The organism is Aquifex pyrophilus (assembly GCF_054656935.1).
In genome coordinates this window covers 1-16,563 of the sequence record NZ_BAAHXJ010000002.1, presented here as the reverse complement: position 1 = coordinate 16,563, position 16,563 = coordinate 1, and the positions used below count along the sequence as shown (strand labels likewise).

General features: G+C 46.5%; 19 protein-coding genes and 1 tRNA gene. 11 read left to right on the top strand and 9 right to left on the bottom strand.

Features of this window, described 5'->3' with window-relative positions; all coding sequences use genetic code 11:
• Positions 1–2: 2 nt before the first annotated feature.
• The 3 genes from ACYQZ0_RS00315 to tatC all read left to right on the top strand — a co-directional run bounded on the left by ACYQZ0_RS00315 (position 3) and on the right by tatC (position 2,330).
• The gene (locus ACYQZ0_RS00315; protein WP_459774380.1) at positions 3–1,232 is read left to right on the top strand and encodes a porin; all 1,230 of its coding nucleotides are present in this window, start codon (positions 3–5) and stop codon (positions 1,230–1,232) included.
• A 68-nt stretch (positions 1,233–1,300) separates the two neighbouring features.
• The gene (locus ACYQZ0_RS00310; protein ID WP_459774379.1) at positions 1,301–1,645 is read left to right on the top strand and encodes a twin-arginine translocase TatA/TatE family subunit; all 345 of its coding nucleotides are present in this window, start codon (positions 1,301–1,303) and stop codon (positions 1,643–1,645) included.
• Entirely contained in the window at positions 1,581–2,330 is a 750-nt protein-coding gene (tatC, locus tag ACYQZ0_RS00305; protein ID WP_487247134.1) for a twin-arginine translocase subunit TatC, read from the top strand. Before ACYQZ0_RS00310 ends, tatC begins: the two co-directional genes overlap by 65 nt.
• Here the strand turns inward: tatC and ACYQZ0_RS00300 are convergent.
• Positions 2,327–2,740, bottom strand: a complete 414-nt coding sequence (locus ACYQZ0_RS00300; RefSeq protein ID WP_459774378.1) for a hypothetical protein — start codon at positions 2,738–2,740, stop codon at positions 2,327–2,329. The two genes, tatC and ACYQZ0_RS00300, sit on opposite strands and share 4 nt — an antisense overlap.
• Before the next feature lie 32 nt (positions 2,741–2,772).
• Positions 2,773–4,098: a glutamate-5-semialdehyde dehydrogenase gene (locus ACYQZ0_RS00295; RefSeq protein WP_459774377.1), complete on the bottom strand. Its 1,326-nt coding sequence runs from the start codon at positions 4,096–4,098 to the stop codon at positions 2,773–2,775.
• A 19-nt stretch (positions 4,099–4,117) separates the two neighbouring features.
• On the opposite strand from ACYQZ0_RS00295, the gene ACYQZ0_RS00290 reads away from it, so the two are divergent.
• From ACYQZ0_RS00290 to ACYQZ0_RS00280, 3 genes are read left to right on the top strand one after another with little or no spacing between them, the layout of a single operon-like run.
• Positions 4,118–5,026: a DNA polymerase III subunit gene (locus ACYQZ0_RS00290; RefSeq protein ID WP_459774376.1), complete on the top strand. Its 909-nt coding sequence runs from the start codon at positions 4,118–4,120 to the stop codon at positions 5,024–5,026.
• A gap of 49 nt (positions 5,027–5,075) precedes the next feature.
• The gene (locus ACYQZ0_RS00285; protein WP_459774375.1) at positions 5,076–5,969 is read left to right on the top strand and encodes a PSP1 domain-containing protein; all 894 of its coding nucleotides are present in this window, start codon (positions 5,076–5,078) and stop codon (positions 5,967–5,969) included.
• The gene (locus tag ACYQZ0_RS00280) at positions 5,941–6,747 is read left to right on the top strand and encodes a radical SAM protein (RefSeq protein WP_459774374.1); all 807 of its coding nucleotides are present in this window, start codon (positions 5,941–5,943) and stop codon (positions 6,745–6,747) included. The genes ACYQZ0_RS00285 and ACYQZ0_RS00280 overlap by 29 nt, the downstream gene beginning before the upstream one ends.
• On the opposite strand, the gene ACYQZ0_RS00275 is transcribed toward ACYQZ0_RS00280, so the two are convergent.
• Genes ACYQZ0_RS00275 through def form a run of 4 tightly spaced genes read right to left on the bottom strand, consistent with a single transcriptional unit; the run spans position 6,737 to position 10,148 of the window.
• Positions 6,737–7,801 carry a M24 family metallopeptidase gene (locus ACYQZ0_RS00275; protein ID WP_459774373.1) on the bottom strand — a complete coding sequence of 355 codons (1,065 nt, stop codon included), beginning with the start codon at positions 7,799–7,801 and terminating at the stop codon, positions 6,737–6,739. The genes ACYQZ0_RS00280 and ACYQZ0_RS00275 overlap by 11 nt on opposite strands.
• Position 7,802: 1 nt before the next feature.
• Positions 7,803–9,098 carry a 3-phosphoshikimate 1-carboxyvinyltransferase gene (gene aroA / locus ACYQZ0_RS00270; RefSeq protein ID WP_459774372.1) on the bottom strand — a complete coding sequence of 432 codons (1,296 nt, stop codon included), beginning with the start codon at positions 9,096–9,098 and terminating at the stop codon, positions 7,803–7,805.
• A 10-nt stretch (positions 9,099–9,108) separates the two neighbouring features.
• The gene (locus ACYQZ0_RS00265; protein ID WP_459774371.1) at positions 9,109–9,639 is read right to left on the bottom strand and encodes a hypothetical protein; all 531 of its coding nucleotides are present in this window, start codon (positions 9,637–9,639) and stop codon (positions 9,109–9,111) included.
• Positions 9,639–10,148 (bottom strand): peptide deformylase, encoded by a 510-nt coding sequence (gene def, locus ACYQZ0_RS00260; RefSeq protein WP_459774370.1) that lies wholly within the window; start codon positions 10,146–10,148, stop codon positions 9,639–9,641. Before def ends, ACYQZ0_RS00265 begins: the two co-directional genes overlap by 1 nt.
• A gap of 18 nt (positions 10,149–10,166) precedes the next feature.
• Between def and ACYQZ0_RS00255 the strand changes: the two genes are divergently transcribed.
• On the top strand, positions 10,167–10,745 hold the full coding sequence (locus ACYQZ0_RS00255) for a phosphotransferase (RefSeq protein WP_459774369.1): 579 nt from the start codon (positions 10,167–10,169) through the stop codon (positions 10,743–10,745).
• Here ACYQZ0_RS00255 and dut read toward each other — a convergent pair.
• Genes dut through rpsO form a run of 3 tightly spaced genes read right to left on the bottom strand, consistent with a single transcriptional unit; the run spans position 10,738 to position 13,777 of the window.
• Complete coding sequence (gene dut, locus ACYQZ0_RS00250; RefSeq protein ID WP_459774368.1) at positions 10,738–11,190, bottom strand: dUTP diphosphatase; 453 nt, start codon at positions 11,188–11,190, stop codon at positions 10,738–10,740. The genes ACYQZ0_RS00255 and dut overlap by 8 nt on opposite strands.
• Positions 11,187–13,502, bottom strand: a complete 2,316-nt coding sequence (locus ACYQZ0_RS00245) for a polyribonucleotide nucleotidyltransferase (protein WP_459774367.1) — start codon at positions 13,500–13,502, stop codon at positions 11,187–11,189. The genes dut and ACYQZ0_RS00245 overlap by 4 nt, the downstream gene beginning before the upstream one ends.
• Positions 13,503–13,504: 2 nt before the next feature.
• Positions 13,505–13,777: a 30S ribosomal protein S15 gene (gene rpsO, locus ACYQZ0_RS00240; RefSeq protein ID WP_459774366.1), complete on the bottom strand. Its 273-nt coding sequence runs from the start codon at positions 13,775–13,777 to the stop codon at positions 13,505–13,507.
• Between the two features lie 100 nt (positions 13,778–13,877).
• Between rpsO and ACYQZ0_RS00235 the strand changes: the two genes are divergently transcribed.
• From ACYQZ0_RS00235 to ACYQZ0_RS00220, 4 genes are all read left to right on the top strand, one after another.
• Positions 13,878–13,949 (top strand) — tRNA-Thr (locus ACYQZ0_RS00235).
• Positions 13,950–13,956: 7 nt separating this feature from the next.
• The gene (gene recN, locus ACYQZ0_RS00230; protein ID WP_459774365.1) at positions 13,957–15,552 is read left to right on the top strand and encodes a DNA repair protein RecN; all 1,596 of its coding nucleotides are present in this window, start codon (positions 13,957–13,959) and stop codon (positions 15,550–15,552) included.
• Complete coding sequence (gene smpB / locus ACYQZ0_RS00225) at positions 15,531–16,004, top strand: SsrA-binding protein SmpB (protein WP_459774364.1); 474 nt, start codon at positions 15,531–15,533, stop codon at positions 16,002–16,004. The genes recN and smpB overlap by 22 nt, the downstream gene beginning before the upstream one ends.
• Positions 16,004–16,525, top strand: a complete 522-nt coding sequence (locus tag ACYQZ0_RS00220; RefSeq protein WP_459774363.1) for a YqhA family protein — start codon at positions 16,004–16,006, stop codon at positions 16,523–16,525. The genes smpB and ACYQZ0_RS00220 overlap by 1 nt, the downstream gene beginning before the upstream one ends.
• The last annotated feature ends 38 nt before the right edge of the window (positions 16,526–16,563 follow it).

Here is a 16,563-nt window from a genome sequence, read left to right as displayed (position 1 = left end):
AAATGCGAAAAACAGCTTTAATATTTGCGGTTATCCCCTCTCTTATTTTTGCTTCAGACGATGCATTAAACGACCTTATCAAAAAGCTTGAGGAAAAAGGTGTTTTAACCAGCGAAGAGGCTAAGGAGATTAAGAAAAAGTCAAAGTTTCATCCACATTTAAAGGTTAAGATAAGGCTCCAACCGAGAATTGATGCGGGAGACATATACAAAGAAAATGACGATTATAAGACGAAAAGCGATTTTTATCTGAGAAGGGTAAGGCTTGAGGTTTCAAGAACGTGGAAGAAAATACCTTTAGGTAAGAAGCTAAAGCTCAACTTCACCCTGAAGGCGGACAAAGCGGACAGGCATTACGACTTTAAGAAGGGGAAAAAGTCTTATCACGCTCCTGAAGCTGGTGTTAAGTATGCCTACGCGGATTGGGTAATAAGGGACGAGTTCGGGATAAGGTTCGGTATAAAGAAGCTTCCCTACTCAAGGGTATCCCTCACATCCTCCTCAAGACAGCTCCTAATAGAAAGACCCTTCTCAACGGAAGACGCTAAGAAGTGGCTCGGAGAATACGACAACAACCATATACTTTTCCACGGAAAGATAATGAAAGGAGTTATAAGGTATATGCTCGCCATAGGAGATGGGGGTTCAATAGAAGATGAGAATAAGACAGGTGGAAGCGTCAGTGCGGATACAGAGTTCGGAAACCTTTATGCAATAAGGCTTGAGTTCTCACCTCCGGGCTTTGTGGAAAAGAAGAAGGACGACACGGGTATAGGGGAGAAGAACAAGGGGAATGTTATCAGCGTAGGTGTTTCCTTTGCGAAGAACTCAAACTTTGACGTTACAAAGGACTCAAGAACTTACAAAGACGAAGAGGGAACCGTTTGGGGAGCGGATATATTCGGGAGGTTTGCACTTGGACCCGGTGTTCTTACCGCTCAGGCGGAATACGTTCACATGGAATACGACAAGCTTGATATGAAGGAAAAGGGCTGGTATATTCAAGGAGGTTATCTCTTTGACCTTGCAAACTTCGGAAAGCTTGAGCCCGCATTCAGGTATGAACACGTTAAGTATGACTACAAGGATAAGGACAAGGATATATACACCTTAGGTTTTAACCACTATATTAAATCCCATAAGGTAAAATGGAGTTATAACGCCGTTTTAATTGATAACGAGAAGGAAGACGACCAGGTGGTTCATCAGATACAGGCTCAGTTCTACTTCTGACCCCTGCGGGGAGCCGGAGGGTTGGGGGCTCTCCTTTTTTCCCTTTTTAAACTTAAAATAAACTTACTATGGAACTTCAGCTTCTCTTAATCCTCATAATAGCTTTTATTTTCTTAGGTCCCGAAGGTATGTTAAACGTTGCAACAAAGCTCGGTGAGCTTGCAAGACAGGCGAGGGAGCTTATAGACCAGATAAAGATGGAGGCTTACGTTCAGGAACTTAACAAGAAAATAATGGAAGAGGAAAAGGAACTAAAAGAGGAAGAACCTCCCGAGGACATAGCGGAGGAGCTAAAAGAGGAGCTTGAAGATGTTTACGAAGGGGAAAAAATAGAGGAAAATGAAAAAGATGAGCGAAAGGGAAAAGCTTCCGGAAATGCCTCTGACGGAACATCTGAGGGAGCTAAGGTATAGGTTAATCGTTTCAATAGTAGCCTTCCTTATAGGTTCCGGAGTTTCCTTCTACTTTGCGAAGAATGTGTTTGAGGTTCTGAAAAGGCCCGTTATGGAAAGCTACCCCGACGTTGAACTAATAACCCTTTCTCCGACGGAGCCCTTATTCATTCTCATAAAGATATCCCTTGCGGTGGGCTTCATACTCGCCTCCCCCGTCATACTCTACCAGATGTGGAGGTTCATAGAACCCGCCCTGTATTCTCACGAGAAGCGTATGTTCATACCTTTGCTTCTCGGCTCAATAACTTTATTCCTCCTTGGAGCCCTGTTTGCCTACTTCGTTGTTCTTCCCCTCGCCCTTAAATTCCTCTTGGGACTCGGTTTTTCCCAGCTTCTCGCAACCCCTTACCTCTCGGTTGATATGTATGTGAGCTTCGTTCTCAAGATGGTTATAGCCTTCGGCATAGCCTTTCAGATGCCGATAGTTTTATACGTCCTCCAGAAGGCGGGAATAGTAACACCCGAACAGCTCTCAAGGTTTAGGAAATACTTCATTGTTATCGCTTTCCTCATAGGCGCTATCATAGCACCAGACGTATCCACCCAAGTTCTTATGGCTATTCCCCTTATACTTCTTTACGAGATTTCGGTTTTCCTCGGAAAGCTATCAAGGAGAAAGGGGAAGGAGATTGAGAAGGCTTAGGACTTGTTGAGTTTTATAAAGAGCTCGTAAACGATATCAACGGGAATACTGACCGCCTCGTTCAGCTGTTCCTTGCTCAAGGTCTCAAGCTCCCTGAAGAAGTGGTAAAGCTCAAACAGCTCCGCTATTGTGCAGTACAGGTCCTTCTCACACTCCCTCAGTTCTTCAACCGCTTCCTCCTTTTGTTCGGTCCTCAGGCTTTGTGCCATCTCTTCGCATCTCTTTATCTCCTCAAGGACCTCAAGGATATACTTTTCCATCTTCTCTTTGTAGTCTTCCACCGTTTCCTGTAAAACGTCCTCAACGTTTAGCCCCTGACTCAGTTGTTGGTAAAGCTCCTTAAGTTTGTAGTGTTCCTCAACCTTCGTCATGCATTTATCAAGGATTTCCTTTATGGGCTTCTTTGCCATATCACACCTCCCTCAATTCTTGAATATAAGGTTTAAAACTCCCTTAACCACTCCTCGGGAACTCCGAAGTTATCCCTCACCTGTCCCTCTCCGAGTATTACGAACTTCGGTATAGTTAGCTCCTCAAGTGCCATGGGACCCCTTGCGTGAATCTTGTCGGTTGATATTCCCATCTCTGCCCCGAGACCAAATTCGTTTCCGTCCGTGAACCTTGTTGAGGCGTTAACGTAAACCGCGGCTGAGTCAACCTCCCTCAGGAACTTCATAGCCTTCGTGTAGTTCTCGGTTATTATAGCGTCCGAGTGCTTTGAGCCGTATTTCTCTATAAAGGCTATAGCCTCGTCTATATCCTCAACAACCTTAACCGCAAGGATGAGGTCTAAGAACTCCTCGTAGTAATCCTCTTCCGTTGCGGGCTTTGCGTTTACAAAGGAGAGCCTCGGTTCGCTCTTTATAACCTCAAGGCTTTCCTCATCGCATCTGAGCTCAACGCCCGCCTTTCCGAGGTAGTAAGCCATTCTCGGGAAGAACTCCTTAAGTATCTTCCTGTTTATCACGAGATTCTCAACAGCGTTGCACACGGAAGGTCTCTGAACCTTTGCGTTATAAACTATGTGATATGCTTTGTTGAGGTCCGCCTCATCGTCAACGTATATATTACATACGCCTTTGTAATGCTTTATTACGGGAACCTTTGCGTGTTCAACAACAGCCCTTATTAAGCTCTCCCCTCCCCTCGGGATAGCGACATCTATCTTTCCCTCCATCTTGAGGAGCTCCCACACAATCTCCCTTTCCGTTCTGTCTATGAACTGAACCGCTTCCTCGGGAAATCCCGTTTCCCTGCAGGCTTCCCTTATAAGGTTAACGAGTGCCCTGTTTGAGTTTACAGCCTCCTTTCCTCCCCTGAGGATTACCGCATTTGAGGACTTCATACAGAGGGAGCTCGCCTCTATCGTTACGTTTGGTCTTGACTCGTAAACGATGAAGATAACCCCGAGGGGAACCCTCATCCTACCGACCTTAAGCCCGTTGGGAAGATTCCACATCTTTATTATCTCCCCCACGGGGTCGGGAAGGCTCGCAACGTCCTTCAGAACCTTTATCATCCCGTCAATTCTCTTGTCGTTCAGAACGAGCCTGTCTATGACAGCGGGCTTGAGTCCCATCTCCTTCGCTTTCTGTATATCCTTCTCGTTTTCCTCCTTTATGTAATCCCTGTTTTTATCTATAAGCTCCGCTATCTTGAGGAGTGTTTTATTCTTAACTTCCGTTTTCAGGGAGGAAAGCTCCCTCAGAACACTTCTGGCTTTTTCTACCTTTTCCTGAGCGTAGCTAAGAAGTTCCTGGGAAATCATAAAATTAAATTATATCGGTATGGAAAAAAAGTTCCTTGAAAACCTTATAAAACTCGGAAGAATACCCGGAGGCCTTCTCTTTTACGGAAAGGAGGGAAGCGGAAAAACATATACCGCTTTTGAATTTGCTAAAGGCGTTTTATGCCTGAAAGGCGAGCCCTGGGGTTGTAACTATTGCCCTTCCTGCAAACACGTAAACGAGCTAAAAGAAAAGTTCTTTAAAGGGGAAACGGAAGACCTAAAAGTTTATGAGGAGAAGGACGGAAAGAAACAGTTCGTTTATCTGATGGGAGAACACCCCGACTTTATAGTCGTAATTCCCCACGGGAACTACATAAAAATAGACCAGATAAGAAAGACAAAAGAGTTCGCCTATATAAGACCCGCCCTCAGCAGGAGAAAGATAATACTTATAGACGATGCCCACACAATGACTAACCAGTCCGCGAATGCCCTTCTCAAAGTCCTTGAAGAGCCACCGGCGGATACGACGTTCATCCTCACGACCTCAAGGAGGTCCGCAATCCTCCCAACGATACTTTCAAGAACCTTTCAGGTTGAGTTTAAAGGCTTCACGAAAGAGGAGGTTATAAGGCTTGCGAATGTTGACGAGGAGATAGCGGAGCTCTCGGAAGGTAGTCTAAAAAAAGCCCTCCTCCTCAAGGAAAAGAAAGGTTTAATAGATAAGGCAAAGAAATTCCTTGAAAAGGAACCTTACGAGGTCTATAAAATAGCTACGGAGTTTGAAAACTGGGAAGCGGAGGAAAAAAGGCTCTTCCTTGACCTCCTTGAGACATTTCTTATGAGAAAACCGAGCGAGGAGACGTCTTTAGTTCTTGATAAGATTAGGCTCATGAAAGAAGGGATTCCGAGGGGGATAAATGGAACCCTCTGGCTTATTGAAATTTCCGCCAATACACTCTCCTGATTGCTTAGAGTTTTAATCTGTTTTAACTTAATCCTTAGGAGGTCTGAAGGTGGAATACTTGAAAATTAGATACATAGATACGAACAAAATAGGTACGCTTGTGGGGGTTAAAGAGCCCCTTAAAAAGAGCCAGAAAGTAGTTATAGAGGACCCCGAAAAGGGTGAGGATATCGTTGAGGTTCTCGGATACTCAAAGGAGCCTCCGAAGAACGACCTAACTCCCAGTTTTGTGAGAGTGGCTACGAAGAGGGACCTCACCCAGTTTGAGAGAAATCTAAAGGAGAGCGAGAGGGCCTACGAGATATGCAAGGAGAAGATAAAGGAGCACAAGCTTGATATGCATCTTCTTAAGGCTTACATACCCCTCAATAGAAAAAAGGTTTTCTTCTACTACATAGCGGAGCAGAGGGTTGACTTCAGGGCGCTCGTGAGGGACCTCGCGAAGATATTCAAAAGAAGAATAGAGATGAGGCAAATAGGAGTGAGGGATGCGGTTCAGATGAAGGGATGGGTGGGGAGATGCATGAGGGAGACCTGCTGTTCAAGGTTCATGGAAAGCTTTGAGTCCATATCCCTGAGGGATATAACGGAACAGAACCTCCCCCTTTCCCCATCAAAGTTTACGGGTCCCTGTGGAAGGCTCGTCTGCTGTATGGCCTTTGAGAGGGAGAACTACCTCGTTAAGTTCCTCCTTCCCGAGGTTGGAACGAAGCTCTGCTTCAACAAACAGGAGGTGATGCTAAGGGAGGTTGACCCCATAAGGGAGCTCGTGGTAATTGAGTATGAGGAAAGTGGAAAGAAGATAGAGCTCGGCATAAGGGACATACTCCCCAAGGGATACGAAAGAGTTCTTGAGCACTGCAGGGCTTGTGGAAGCTGTTGCAGGAGGGGAGTTTACGAAGAGGCAACGGAACATGAGATTATCGGAAGTTCTACGGAGTGAGCTGAACACCCTCTTCTTATTTGAGCTTGAGGACCGCTACACCGTTGAGTCGGTATTTTACAGGGGGGATACACTCTGTGTATCAACGCAGGTGGGATGCGGTATAAGGTGTCCCTTCTGTGCTTCGGGAAAAAACGGCCTAATAAGGAATCTTACAGCTGATGAGATTTTCGGTCAGTATGAACTCCTTAAAAAAAAATATCCCATACGGAAAATAGCTGTAGCGGGAATAGGCGAGCCTCTTATGAACTGGAAAAACGTAAGGGAAGCCTTTTTTAAGTTCAAGGAAAGGGGGCTAAAGGTCTCCTTCTACACGACGGGCTTTCCCACTAAGCACCTGAAGGAGCTTCTTCACCTTCCCCATTCGGGACTCACCATATCCCTTCACGCAACGGACGAAAAGCTCAGGAAACTACTCATTCCCCACGGGGGAAGCCTGAAAGAGTTAATAAATACTCTGAAAGAAGAGCTTCCGAAACTCTCAAAGAGAAAGAGGAATAAGGTAAGCCTTGCTTATCTTCTTCTGAAAGGTGTAAATGACTCTGAAAGGGCTTTAAGGGAGCTTGCTGGCATTGCGAGGGAGCTCGGTGTTGGCATAACGCTTCTTTACTACAATAAAACCTTTAACGAGTTTAGGCCCGTATCTCCTGAGGAGTATGAGAAAGCCTTCCTGCTTCTCAGGTCCTACGGAATCAGGGTTACCCTCTCAACGAGGTTCAGAAGGGATAAGCTGGGAGGGTGCGGAACACTTGTTGTAAACAGGAACGCTAAAGCGTAATAAGCTCAAGGCTTACCTCCGACAGAGGCTCTCCCACGCCCTTTTTTACCGCAACGATATTTTCAAGCCTAACGCCGAACTTACCGGGAAGGTATATTCCGGGCTCTATCGTGAAAACGAGACCTTCCTCTATCGGTGTTTTACTCTCTTCTCCCTTGTAGTAAACCCTCGGAAACTCATGTATCTCCACGCCGACCCCGTGTCCCGTTGAGTGGGTGAAGAACTGCCCGTATCCCTTTTTCTCTATATACTCCCTTGCTGCTTTATCAACGTCCCCCACCGTGTTTCCTGCCTTTGCCTTCTCAAGGGCCCTCAGGTGGGCTTCCTTTACTATTTCGTAAACCTTCTTAAACTCCTCATCGGGCTTCCCTATGTAAAGGGTTCTCGTAAAATCGGTGCAGTATCCCTCCCAGAGGAGTCCCATATCTATAAGGAGGGGGGCCTTCTCCTTTATCTTATTCCTTGAAGTTTCCCAGTGGGGTATTGCGGAATGCTCCCCGCTTGCGACTATTGCGGGAAAGCTCTCTCCCTCTCCCCCGAGCTCAAATATCTTTCCAACTATGAAGCCCCTAACCTCAAGCTCGCTCATACCCGGTCTTACAAACTCAAGAAGCTCCCTATAAATCCTGTCGCTCCTTCTCACCCCCTCCTTCATTATCTCTATCTCCTGAGGTGTCTTTATTGCCCTAATTTTCTTCAGAAAACCCGAAAATCCTATCCATCTTACGTATTTAGATTTGAGGCTTCTCTTGAAGGTGCAGCTCACCCTGTCCTCTTCAAAACCTACGTATTTTAGTCCCCTTTCCCTCAAGAACTTCTTTATGAACTTAAAGGGAATTCCCTTTATGAGGTGAACCTCCCAGTCTTTTAGCTCCTCCTTTGCCCTCTCGTAATATCTCGCATCGGTAAGGAGGTGCTTCTCTTCGGGTGTGAGGATGACGTAAGCGTGGGTTGAGCGAAAGCGGGAAAGGTAAAAAACGTTAGGTTGAGAGGAAAACATAAAGGCGTCAAGTTCCTTTTCCTTTATTAAATCCTGAACCTCTTTTACCTTCATCTTAGAACTCCACAACTTGAAGGATATGTTCCCAGAACTGGGGATAAGATACAGCTACACACTCGGGGTGGTCTATGATTAACTCATCGTCTATCACAAGCCCCGCAATCGCAAAGGCCATAGCTATCCTGTGGTCCCTGTATGTTTCTATTCTCGCACCCCTTAACTCTTTTGCTCCCTCAATTGTGAAGCCGTCTTCAAGCTCCTCAACCTTTACACCCATCTTCCTCAGGTTGTTAACTATAGCCCTTATCCTGTCGCTCTCCTTGTATCTCAGCTCCTTTGCTCCCCTCACCTCCGAAACCCCTTCCGCAAAAGCCATAAGAACAGCGAGTATAGGAATCTCGTCAATCAGCGACGGAACCTCTTCGGGATATACTTTTATTCCCTTTAGGCTTTCGGCGGGTCTAACGAGAAGGTCCCCTATAGGCTCGTTTGATATCTCCCTGTAGTTTACAACCTCAAAGTTCCCCCCCATCTCCTTAAGCTTTCTGTAAAATCCGTCCCTCGTGGGGTTAAGTAAGACGTCTTTTAGGAGGATTTCTCCCTCGGGTGCGAGGGTTGCGAGTGCGGTAAAGTAGGCGGCGGAAGATGGGTCCGCAGGGCAGTGAACCTCAGTCCCCTGAAGCTCCTGCCCTCCCCTTACCTTAACTATATGCCCCCTCTCTTCTGGGACTGTTATCACCTCCGCACCTAAGAGCTTAAGCATTCTCTCCGTGTGGTCCCTTGAGAGGTAAGGCTCCACAACTTCCGTCATTCCCTCCGCTCTCAACCCTGCAAGCAGGAGGGAGCTCTTCACCTGAGCGGAAGAGCGTTTATTGAAGAAGGATATGCCTTTTAGCTTTCCTCCCCTCACCGATAGGGGAAGCCTGTTTCCCTCCTCCCTTCCGTCAATCTTTGCCCCCATCTCCCTCAAAGGTTCGACAACCCTTAACATCGGTCTGTTCCTTAAGCTCTCGTCCCCGGTAAGGACGCTGAAGAAGGGCTGTGTTGATAACACGCCGAGCATTATCCTCGCGGTTGTTCCCGAGTTTTTCGCATCAAGAACATTTTCGGGCTCTCTAAAAAGGTAGTTCCTTCCCTTTATGAGTATCTCATTCTCTCCTTCTTCAACTTCCGTTCCGAGCATCCTCAGTATATCAAGGGTTGCCTTCGTATCCTCCGAAATTAGGGGATTTACAACCCTCGTCTCACCGCTTGCGAGGGAGCCGAGGATGAAAGCTCTGTGGGTTATTGACTTGTCCGACGGAACTCTGAGTTCTCCTTTTACCCTCTTTATTTTTTCAACCTTTTTCATAGTTAAAAGTTTACTCAATGTAAAGCGAAAGGTAGGGAATGCCGAAGCGTTTTCTGAGCTCGTCTTTAACGAGCTCCTTAAAGAGCTCCTCGTCCTCCTCCCTTACATCCCTGAGCTTATAAACAATTCTTTTCTTCTCCTCCTTCTCAAGGCTTTCCCACAACCTCTTGAATATCCTTCCCTCAACCTCCCTGAGGATTCTCTCAGCCTCCTCCTCGCTTGAGGGCTTTGGAACTTCCGAGACGTTTATTATATCCTCCACAAGACTTAGCTTCTCCTTAAACCTTTTCAACCAGTTGAGCTCTTTCCTCTCCTTTCTCTTTTTTAGCTTGTAAAGCTCAAGAACCTTCTTTATGCACCTGTATGCGGGATACTTTTTCCTTTTCAGAGGATTTACACCCTTCAGACATTCCTCAAGGCCTTCCTCAATTACCTCCTCGGGAATTTTGTATTCCTCCCTTAAAATCCTTATAACCTTCTCATCCCTCGGAGAGAGGAAGTGAACTCCCTTCAAGCGTTTTAAAGTCTCAAGGGCCCCCATCAAGCCCTTTCTTTAAGAAGTTTCCTATACTTCTCGAGGGCCATTCTCCTCCTCCATCCCTTAAGCCTATCCACGAAGGTAATACCCTTCAAGTGGTCAAGCTCGTGCTGAAAGACTATTGCGGGAAATCCTTCAAGGGTGAGCTCAACGGGCTCCCCGTGTTCGTTTAATGCCTTTACCTTAACCTTTTCATACCTTTCAACCTCAACGCTCAGCCCTGGGAAGGATAAGCACCCCTCCTTATACTTTATCTTTCCCTCCCCGCTCTCAATTTCTGGATTTATCAGAACGAGCTTTAAGGGGGGAGCGTCCTCCTTGGGAGATGTATCTATGACCATTACGCTGAGGGGAACGCCAATCTGGTTTGCGGCGAGCCCTACACCTTCGGCGTTATACATCGTTTCAAACATATCCCTTATAAGATTCTGAACCTCTTTATCTATTACATCAACCTTCTCGGTTGGTTTTTTCAGGATTTCGTTCGGGTATATAACTATGTCCCTTACCATTCTTATTAAATATATGCTATGAGGTTTGAGGACTTCAAAAGATTCCTCAGGGAGGTTCAAGAGCTCGGAGAGGGCTGGAGGGGAAGGGTTTATAAGGCGGTTTACAACGGGAAGAAGGTTGCGGTAAAGGTGGCAAAAGCTCCCGATAAGGTGAAGGCCATTCAGAAGGAGGCGGAAATTCTTGAAAAGTTAAAAGGTCTTGAAGGCTTTCCCCAGATTATCGCGAAAGGTGAGGACTTCTTCGTTTACGAGTTCATAGAGGGAAAACCTTACGGGAAGCTAAAATTGAACGAAGAGGAAAAGAAAAGGATTTTAAGGGAGGTTCTCGAGAGAGCCTACATCCTTGACAGGCTCGGGATAAACAGGGACGAGTTCAGCGACATAAGAAAGAACGTCCTCGTGGACGAGAAAGGAAATGTTTACGTAATAGACTTTGACAGGGGAACCTTTAAGAAAAATCCGTCAAACGTGAGGCAGTTTCTCCAGATACTGAGAAGGGAGGGCTTTATATCCCAAGAAGAGGCCATAGAGCTCGGAAAGAGGTATAAGGAAAATCCCGAGAAGGTAATTCAGGAGATTAGGGAAATTCTCACTTAGTTCCCGTGCTCCCGAAACCTCCTTCTCCCCTCTCGGTTCTTGAAACCTCTTCAACCTCAATAACTTTAACCCTCTGGATAGGAGCTATAACGAGCTGGGCTATTCTCTCCCCCCTCTCTATAACAACCTCTTCGTTTCCAAGGTTTATAAGGATTACCTTAACTTCGCCCCTGTAGTCCGCGTCTATAGTTCCCGGGGCGTTCAGAACCGTGAGGCCTTTCTTCAGTGCCAAACCGCTTCTCGGTCTCACCTGTCCCTCATAACCCTCGGGTATCTCAAGAATGAGCCCCGTAGGTATGACTACTCTCTCAAGAGGTTTAATCCTAATTGGTTCGTCTATGGCTGCCCTCAGGTCAAGTCCGGAGGAGTGGGGAGTTGCGTATGAGGGAAGGGGAAGGTCCTCCGCGTGGGGAAGCCTTTTAACTTTCAGTAAAACCCTGTTCATACCTCTGTAAAGCGGGGTCTTCCCTGTTCGTCTATGTCAAGAACCTTAACCTTTACGTTCTGACCCACCTTATAACGCTGTCTTGCGTCCCTCACCTTTTCCTTCATCTTTGAGACGTGAAGGAGTCCCGTCTTCCCGGGTGAGTATTCTATAAAGGCTCCGTATGGTTCAACCCTTACGACCTTTCCCTCTATCACCTGACCGGGCTTTAGGGCTTCCTTCTTTTCCCCGTCCTCAATACCTATCGTTGTAAACCTCGGTCTTCCAAGCTCGTCAAGGTCAAGAACCTTAACCTTTATCTGTTCGCCCACCTTATACTTCTCGGTTGCACTCTTTACGGGCTCCGCCATCTTTGAGACGTGGAGAAGCCCTATCTTACCCGGCCAGAGTTCTACGAATACGCCGTAAGGTTCCACCCTGGTTATCGTTCCCTCGTAAACGGCCCCCACTTCCACTTCTCTTACTATATCCTCAACCATCTTCTTTGCCTTCTCAAGGTCTCCGCCGGGATATACGAAGAGGTAAACCCTTCCCTGCTCTCCTACCCAGACCTTAACGCCCGTCTCGTCGTAAATCTTCTTAACCGTTGAACCGCCCGGTCCTATTATCAGGGGAGCCTTCTCCTCGGGAACGGTTATAACTTCAACCCTGGGTGTGTAAGGATTGGGCTCTTTCCTGGGTTCGGGAATGGCCTCATACATCTTCTCAAGTATGTGAAGCCTTCCTTCCCTTGCCTGCTTTAGGGCATCAAGCATTATCTCCTTCGTAATTCCCTTTACCTTTATGTCCATCTGGACAGAGGTTATACCGTCCCTCGTTCCCGCGACTTTGAAGTCCATATCACCAAGGTGGTCCTCATCTCCCAGTATGTCCGAGAGTATTACGTACCTGTCCTTCTCAAGGATTAGGCCCATAGCTATGCCCGCAACGTGCTTGTTATCCTTTATGGGAACTCCCGCGTCAAACAATGCGAGTGAAGCACCGCACACCGTTGCCATTGAGGTTGAGCCGTTTGACTCAAGGATGTCCGAAACCACACGGATGATGAAGGGATAATCCTCCTCGGGAGGAAGAAGGGGCTCTATAGCCCTTTCCGCAAGGGCTCCGTGTCCTATCTCCCTTCTCCTCGGGGGACCCCAGGGCTTTGCCTCACCTACCGAGAAGGGGGGCATGCTGTAGTGAAGCATAAACCTCTTGAAAACCTCCCCTTCCGCTATTGTTTCAATTATCAGGGCTTCGTCGGGTGTTCCGAGCGTTACCGTAACGTATGCCTGAGTTTGTCCGCGGGTGAATATGGCGTTTCCGTGAGGTCTCTCAAAGGGGTGAACCTCTATCCATATGGGCCTTATCTCGTTGGGCTTTCTTCCGTCTATCCTGACACCCTCTTTGAGTATCTTTTCCCTCATTAACCTGCTTTCAAGCTTCTTGTAGAAATACTTAACGTTAAACTGGAGCTCCTCGGGAATTTGGTGAATTTCTATGAACTCCTCAACAATCTTGTCGAGAGTGTCGTATCTCTCCTTCTTGTCCTTTATCTTGAAGGCCTCAAGAATCTTGGGTGTGCATTCTTCCTCAAGGGCTCTCAGAATATCCTCAGGAAGCTCAAGCCTTTCGTACTCAAACTTAGGTTTTCCTACCTTTTCCCTCAGCCTTTCTTGGGCCTCTATTACTTCCTTTATCGCCTCAAGACCGAAGAAGAGAGCTTCCGCAAGAACCTCTTCGGGAATCTCCTTTCCTCCCCCTTCAACCATAACTATAGCGTCCTTCGTCCCCGCCATTACTATCTCAAGGTCCGCCTCCTTCCTCTGTTCGTATGTTGGATTTGCTATGAACTCCCCGTTTACCCTGCAGACCCTCACACCAGCAACTGGACCCTCAAAAGGTATCCTTGATATATGAAGGGCCGCTGAAGCCCCCGTTATCGCAAGGACATCGGGGTCGTACTTGTCGTCCGCCGAAAGTGTGAGAGCGGTTATTATAACGTCGTGGAAAAATCCCTCCGGGAAGAGGGGTCTTAAGGGTCTGTCTATCACACGGGATACGAGAATCTCCCTGTCGGTGGGCTTTCCCTCTCTCTTCGTAAAACCTCCCGGAATCCTTCCGTATGCGGAAGCCCTTTCCCTGTAATCAACCGCGAGGGGGGTAAAATCAACCTCGGTGTTCTTCTCCTCTGACATAACCGCGGTGACGAGAACCGCGGTCCCGCCCTGCTTTACTACAACCGAGCCGTCCGTGAGCTTGGCGTAATGCCCAGTTTCTATAATGATGGGCTCTTCCGAGTTTCCTATCCGTGCCCTTTCCTCCACCTTCATCTTTACTTAACCTTCAGGTTGAGTTTTTGGATAACCTCTAAGTATTTTGCATAATCCTTCTCCCTGAGGTATTCAAGGAGCTTCCTTCTCTTGTTAACCATTCCGATAAGTCCCCTCCTTGAGTGTATATCCTTCTTGTGTTTCTTCAAGTGTTCCGTAAGCCTGTTTATCCTCTCGGTGAGGATTGCAATCTGAACCTCGGGAGAGCCCGTATCGCTCTCGTGCCTTTGGTATTCCCTTATGAGATTCCACTTAACGTCTTTAGGCAGAACCATCTCTTCCCATACCTCCGTAAAGTATTTAAGGCAATAAAATATTTTAATACAAATTGCGGTCTTGAATTCCCATACCTTATCCGTTAAATTTTAATAATTAGCCGGCGTAGCTCAGCGGTAGAGCGCGGGCTTCGTAAGCCTGAGGTCGTGGGTTCGAATCCCACCGCCGGCTTTTTCCTATGATTGGAAGGCTCTACATAAAGAACTTCTTTCTCATAAGGGAAGCGGAAATCATATTCGGGGAAGGTCTAAACGTCATAACGGGGGAAACCGGAACGGGAAAATCCATGACCATATCCGCCCTTTCCTTCCTCATGGGTGCCCCCGGAAACTACCCCGAAGGAACCGCGGTGGAAGTTGAGCTCCTCGGAGATGAAGAGGTAATCTTGAGAAGGGAGGTAAAGAAAGGAAGGAGCAGGTATTTCCTCAACGGTAGGGGAACGACCAAAAGTGTTGTATCCGAGATACTAAAAAGCAGAGTATCAATACAGGGACAGAACGATTTTATAAACCTTCTCAGAAGCGATTTCCACAGAAAGGTTCTTGACACATACGCAAACCTGGACCTCAAGGAGCTTGAAGAAAGTTATATCCTCTGGAAAAAGAAGGAAAAGGAGCTTGAGGAATTCCTCAAAAAAAGAGAGGAGTTCATAAAAAACAGGGATTACCTTGAGTTCAGAATAAAAGAGCTTGAGGAGGTAGGAATAACCCCAGAAGAATACGAGGAGCTGAAGGAAAAAGAGAAAAACATAAGAGCTTCCCAGAAGATAGCGGAAGCCCTCTCAAAAAGCATCGGCTTACTTTACGAGGGGGAAAACTCCGTTTACACAAACCTCGGACATATCTTAAAGGAAATATCAAGGCTTTCAAGTATATCCGAGGATTTTCGGAAACTGGAAGGGAGAATAGAAAAACTAAGCGAAGATGTTTACGAGATTTACTCCCATCTTCTTGATAAGTTCCCAAACTTTGACGAGTTTGAACTTGAAACTATAAACGAGAAACTTTACAGAGCCCAGAGACTTGAAGAAAAGTACAGAAAGCCCTTTACTCAAATATACCAAGAAGTTGAAAAAATGAAGGAAGAGCTAAAAGACATGGACCTTGATTCCCTTGAGGAAAAATTGAAAAAAGAAACGGAAGTTTTAAGAGAAAAATACTTCAGAATAGCGAGGAAAGTATCAAGGATAAGAAGGGAAAAAGCAAAGGAACTTGAAAATGAGCTTGAGAAAATACTCAAGGAGTTAAACCTAAGGGATGCAAAGCTCAGGTTTTCCATAGAAGAAACTACGCCCTCAAGGCACGGCATAGACAAAGTAGAGCTCCTCTTTTCCTCCTATGGAAAGGACGTAAGGCCCGTAGGGGAAACAGCATCGGGAGGGGAGCTCTCAAGACTCTTTCTCGCGCTCTCAACGGTTCTGCCCGTAAGCGAAACCTACGTGTTTGACGAGATAGATACGGGAATAAGCGGAGAGACCTCCCTGAAGGTTGCTAAGTTCCTGAAAGATCTATCCAGAAAGATGCAGGTCATAGTGATAACCCACTCCGCCCCTCTGTGTGCTGCGGGAGACCACAACTACAGAACCGAGAAGAGAGTTCTAAACGGGAAAGCGGAGGTAGAAATAAGGGAGCTGAGCGAGAAGGAAAAGATAGAAGAAGTCGCGAGACTTATGGGAATAAGGAGCGAAAAGACGATAGAAGGAGCTAAGGAGCTCTTAAAGCTTTTTAAGGAAAATGGGATAAATTACTTAGGATGGGAAAAAGCGAGAAAATAATCCCGATAGCGGAAAACAAAGAGGCAAAACAGAAATACGAAATCCTTGAAACTTACGAAGCGGGCATAGCCCTTAAAGGCTCAGAGGTAAAATCCCTGAGAAATAAAGGAACCGTATCCTTCAAGGATAGCTTTGTTAGAATTGAGAACGGGGAAGCTTGGCTTTACAACCTTTACATAGCACCCTACAAGTACGCGACCATAGAGAACCACGACCCCTTGAGAAAAAGAAAGCTCCTCCTTCACAAAAGGGAAATCCTCAGGCTTGCGGGAAAGGTTCAGGAAAAGGGACTCACTATAATCCCCCTGAAACTTTACTGGAAGAACAACAAAGTTAAGGTTCTCATAGCCCTTGCAAAAGGTAAGAAGCTCCACGACAGGAGAAGGGAGCTGAAAGAGAAAGCCATAAAAAGGGAGCTTGAAAGGGAGTTCAAAGGTAAAATACACCTCTGATGAAAAAGCTGGAACAGTTCTTTGAGAACTTCTTATGGCACTCAAGACTTCTCGTCCTCATAGCGGTATTGGCATCCCTGATTGCATCGCTCCTTCTCTTTTTAGCGGGAATTTACGAGATTTTTTACCCCGTATATAAACTCCTGAAGACAGGAAATGTTGCGGTATTCCAGAAAAAGATACTCGGCTCCGTTATAGCCTCCCTTGACCTCTTTCTCATAGCGACATTCCTGATAATCTTCGCCCTCGGAATATACGAGCTCTTTATCTCAAAGATAGACCCTGCGGAGAGGGACGAAAGAAGCTCCCGCATACTCATAGTGAGAAACCTTGAGGACCTGAAGACGAAGCTCGGAAAAATCATAGTTATGGTTTTATCCGTTTACTTCTTCAAGCAGGCCCTCAACTACGAGTTTACGGGCTCCATTGACTTCCTGTTTTTCGGAATAGGACTCGTAGGAATAGCGGTAGCCCTTTACCTTTCTCACAAGGAGTCCCACGAGAACAAAACCCACCATTAGCTCTTGACAAATGGGGAGAAGGAGGATAGAATGAGAAA

What these genes read in the sequence shown, in the direction of transcription:
- aroA (WP_459774372.1), bottom strand. Translation starts at nt 9,098, where the DNA reads ATGAAAAAGGTTGAAAAAATAAAGAGGGTAAAAGGAGAACTCAGAGTT.
- ACYQZ0_RS00275 (WP_459774373.1), bottom strand. Translation starts at nt 7,801, where the DNA reads ATGAAGGTAAAAGAGGTTCAGGATTTAATAAAGGAAAAGGAACTTGAC.
- dut (WP_459774368.1), bottom strand. Translation starts at nt 11,190, where the DNA reads ATGAACAGGGTTTTACTGAAAGTTAAAAGGCTTCCCCACGCGGAGGAC.
- ACYQZ0_RS00295 (WP_459774377.1), bottom strand. Translation starts at nt 4,098, where the DNA reads ATGATTTCCCAGGAACTTCTTAGCTACGCTCAGGAAAAGGTAGAAAAA.
- ACYQZ0_RS00280 (WP_459774374.1), top strand. Translation starts at nt 5,941, where the DNA reads ATGAGATTATCGGAAGTTCTACGGAGTGAGCTGAACACCCTCTTCTTA.
- ACYQZ0_RS00310 (WP_459774379.1), top strand. Translation starts at nt 1,301, where the DNA reads ATGGAACTTCAGCTTCTCTTAATCCTCATAATAGCTTTTATTTTCTTA.
- def (WP_459774370.1), bottom strand. Translation starts at nt 10,148, where the DNA reads ATGGTAAGGGACATAGTTATATACCCGAACGAAATCCTGAAAAAACCA.
- ACYQZ0_RS00290 (WP_459774376.1), top strand. Translation starts at nt 4,118, where the DNA reads ATGGAAAAAAAGTTCCTTGAAAACCTTATAAAACTCGGAAGAATACCC.
- ACYQZ0_RS00255 (WP_459774369.1), top strand. Translation starts at nt 10,167, where the DNA reads ATGAGGTTTGAGGACTTCAAAAGATTCCTCAGGGAGGTTCAAGAGCTC.
- smpB (WP_459774364.1), top strand. Translation starts at nt 15,531, where the DNA reads ATGGGAAAAAGCGAGAAAATAATCCCGATAGCGGAAAACAAAGAGGCA.
- ACYQZ0_RS00220 (WP_459774363.1), top strand. Translation starts at nt 16,004, where the DNA reads ATGAAAAAGCTGGAACAGTTCTTTGAGAACTTCTTATGGCACTCAAGA.
- ACYQZ0_RS00315 (WP_459774380.1), top strand. Translation starts at nt 3, where the DNA reads ATGCGAAAAACAGCTTTAATATTTGCGGTTATCCCCTCTCTTATTTTT.
- recN (WP_459774365.1), top strand. Translation starts at nt 13,957, where the DNA reads ATGATTGGAAGGCTCTACATAAAGAACTTCTTTCTCATAAGGGAAGCG.
- ACYQZ0_RS00245 (WP_459774367.1), bottom strand. Translation starts at nt 13,502, where the DNA reads ATGAAGGTGGAGGAAAGGGCACGGATAGGAAACTCGGAAGAGCCCATC.
- tatC (WP_487247134.1), top strand. Translation starts at nt 1,581, where the DNA reads ATGAGCGAAAGGGAAAAGCTTCCGGAAATGCCTCTGACGGAACATCTG.
- ACYQZ0_RS00300 (WP_459774378.1), bottom strand. Translation starts at nt 2,740, where the DNA reads ATGGCAAAGAAGCCCATAAAGGAAATCCTTGATAAATGCATGACGAAG.
- rpsO (WP_459774366.1), bottom strand. Translation starts at nt 13,777, where the DNA reads ATGGTTCTGCCTAAAGACGTTAAGTGGAATCTCATAAGGGAATACCAA.
- ACYQZ0_RS00265 (WP_459774371.1), bottom strand. Translation starts at nt 9,639, where the DNA reads ATGGGGGCCCTTGAGACTTTAAAACGCTTGAAGGGAGTTCACTTCCTC.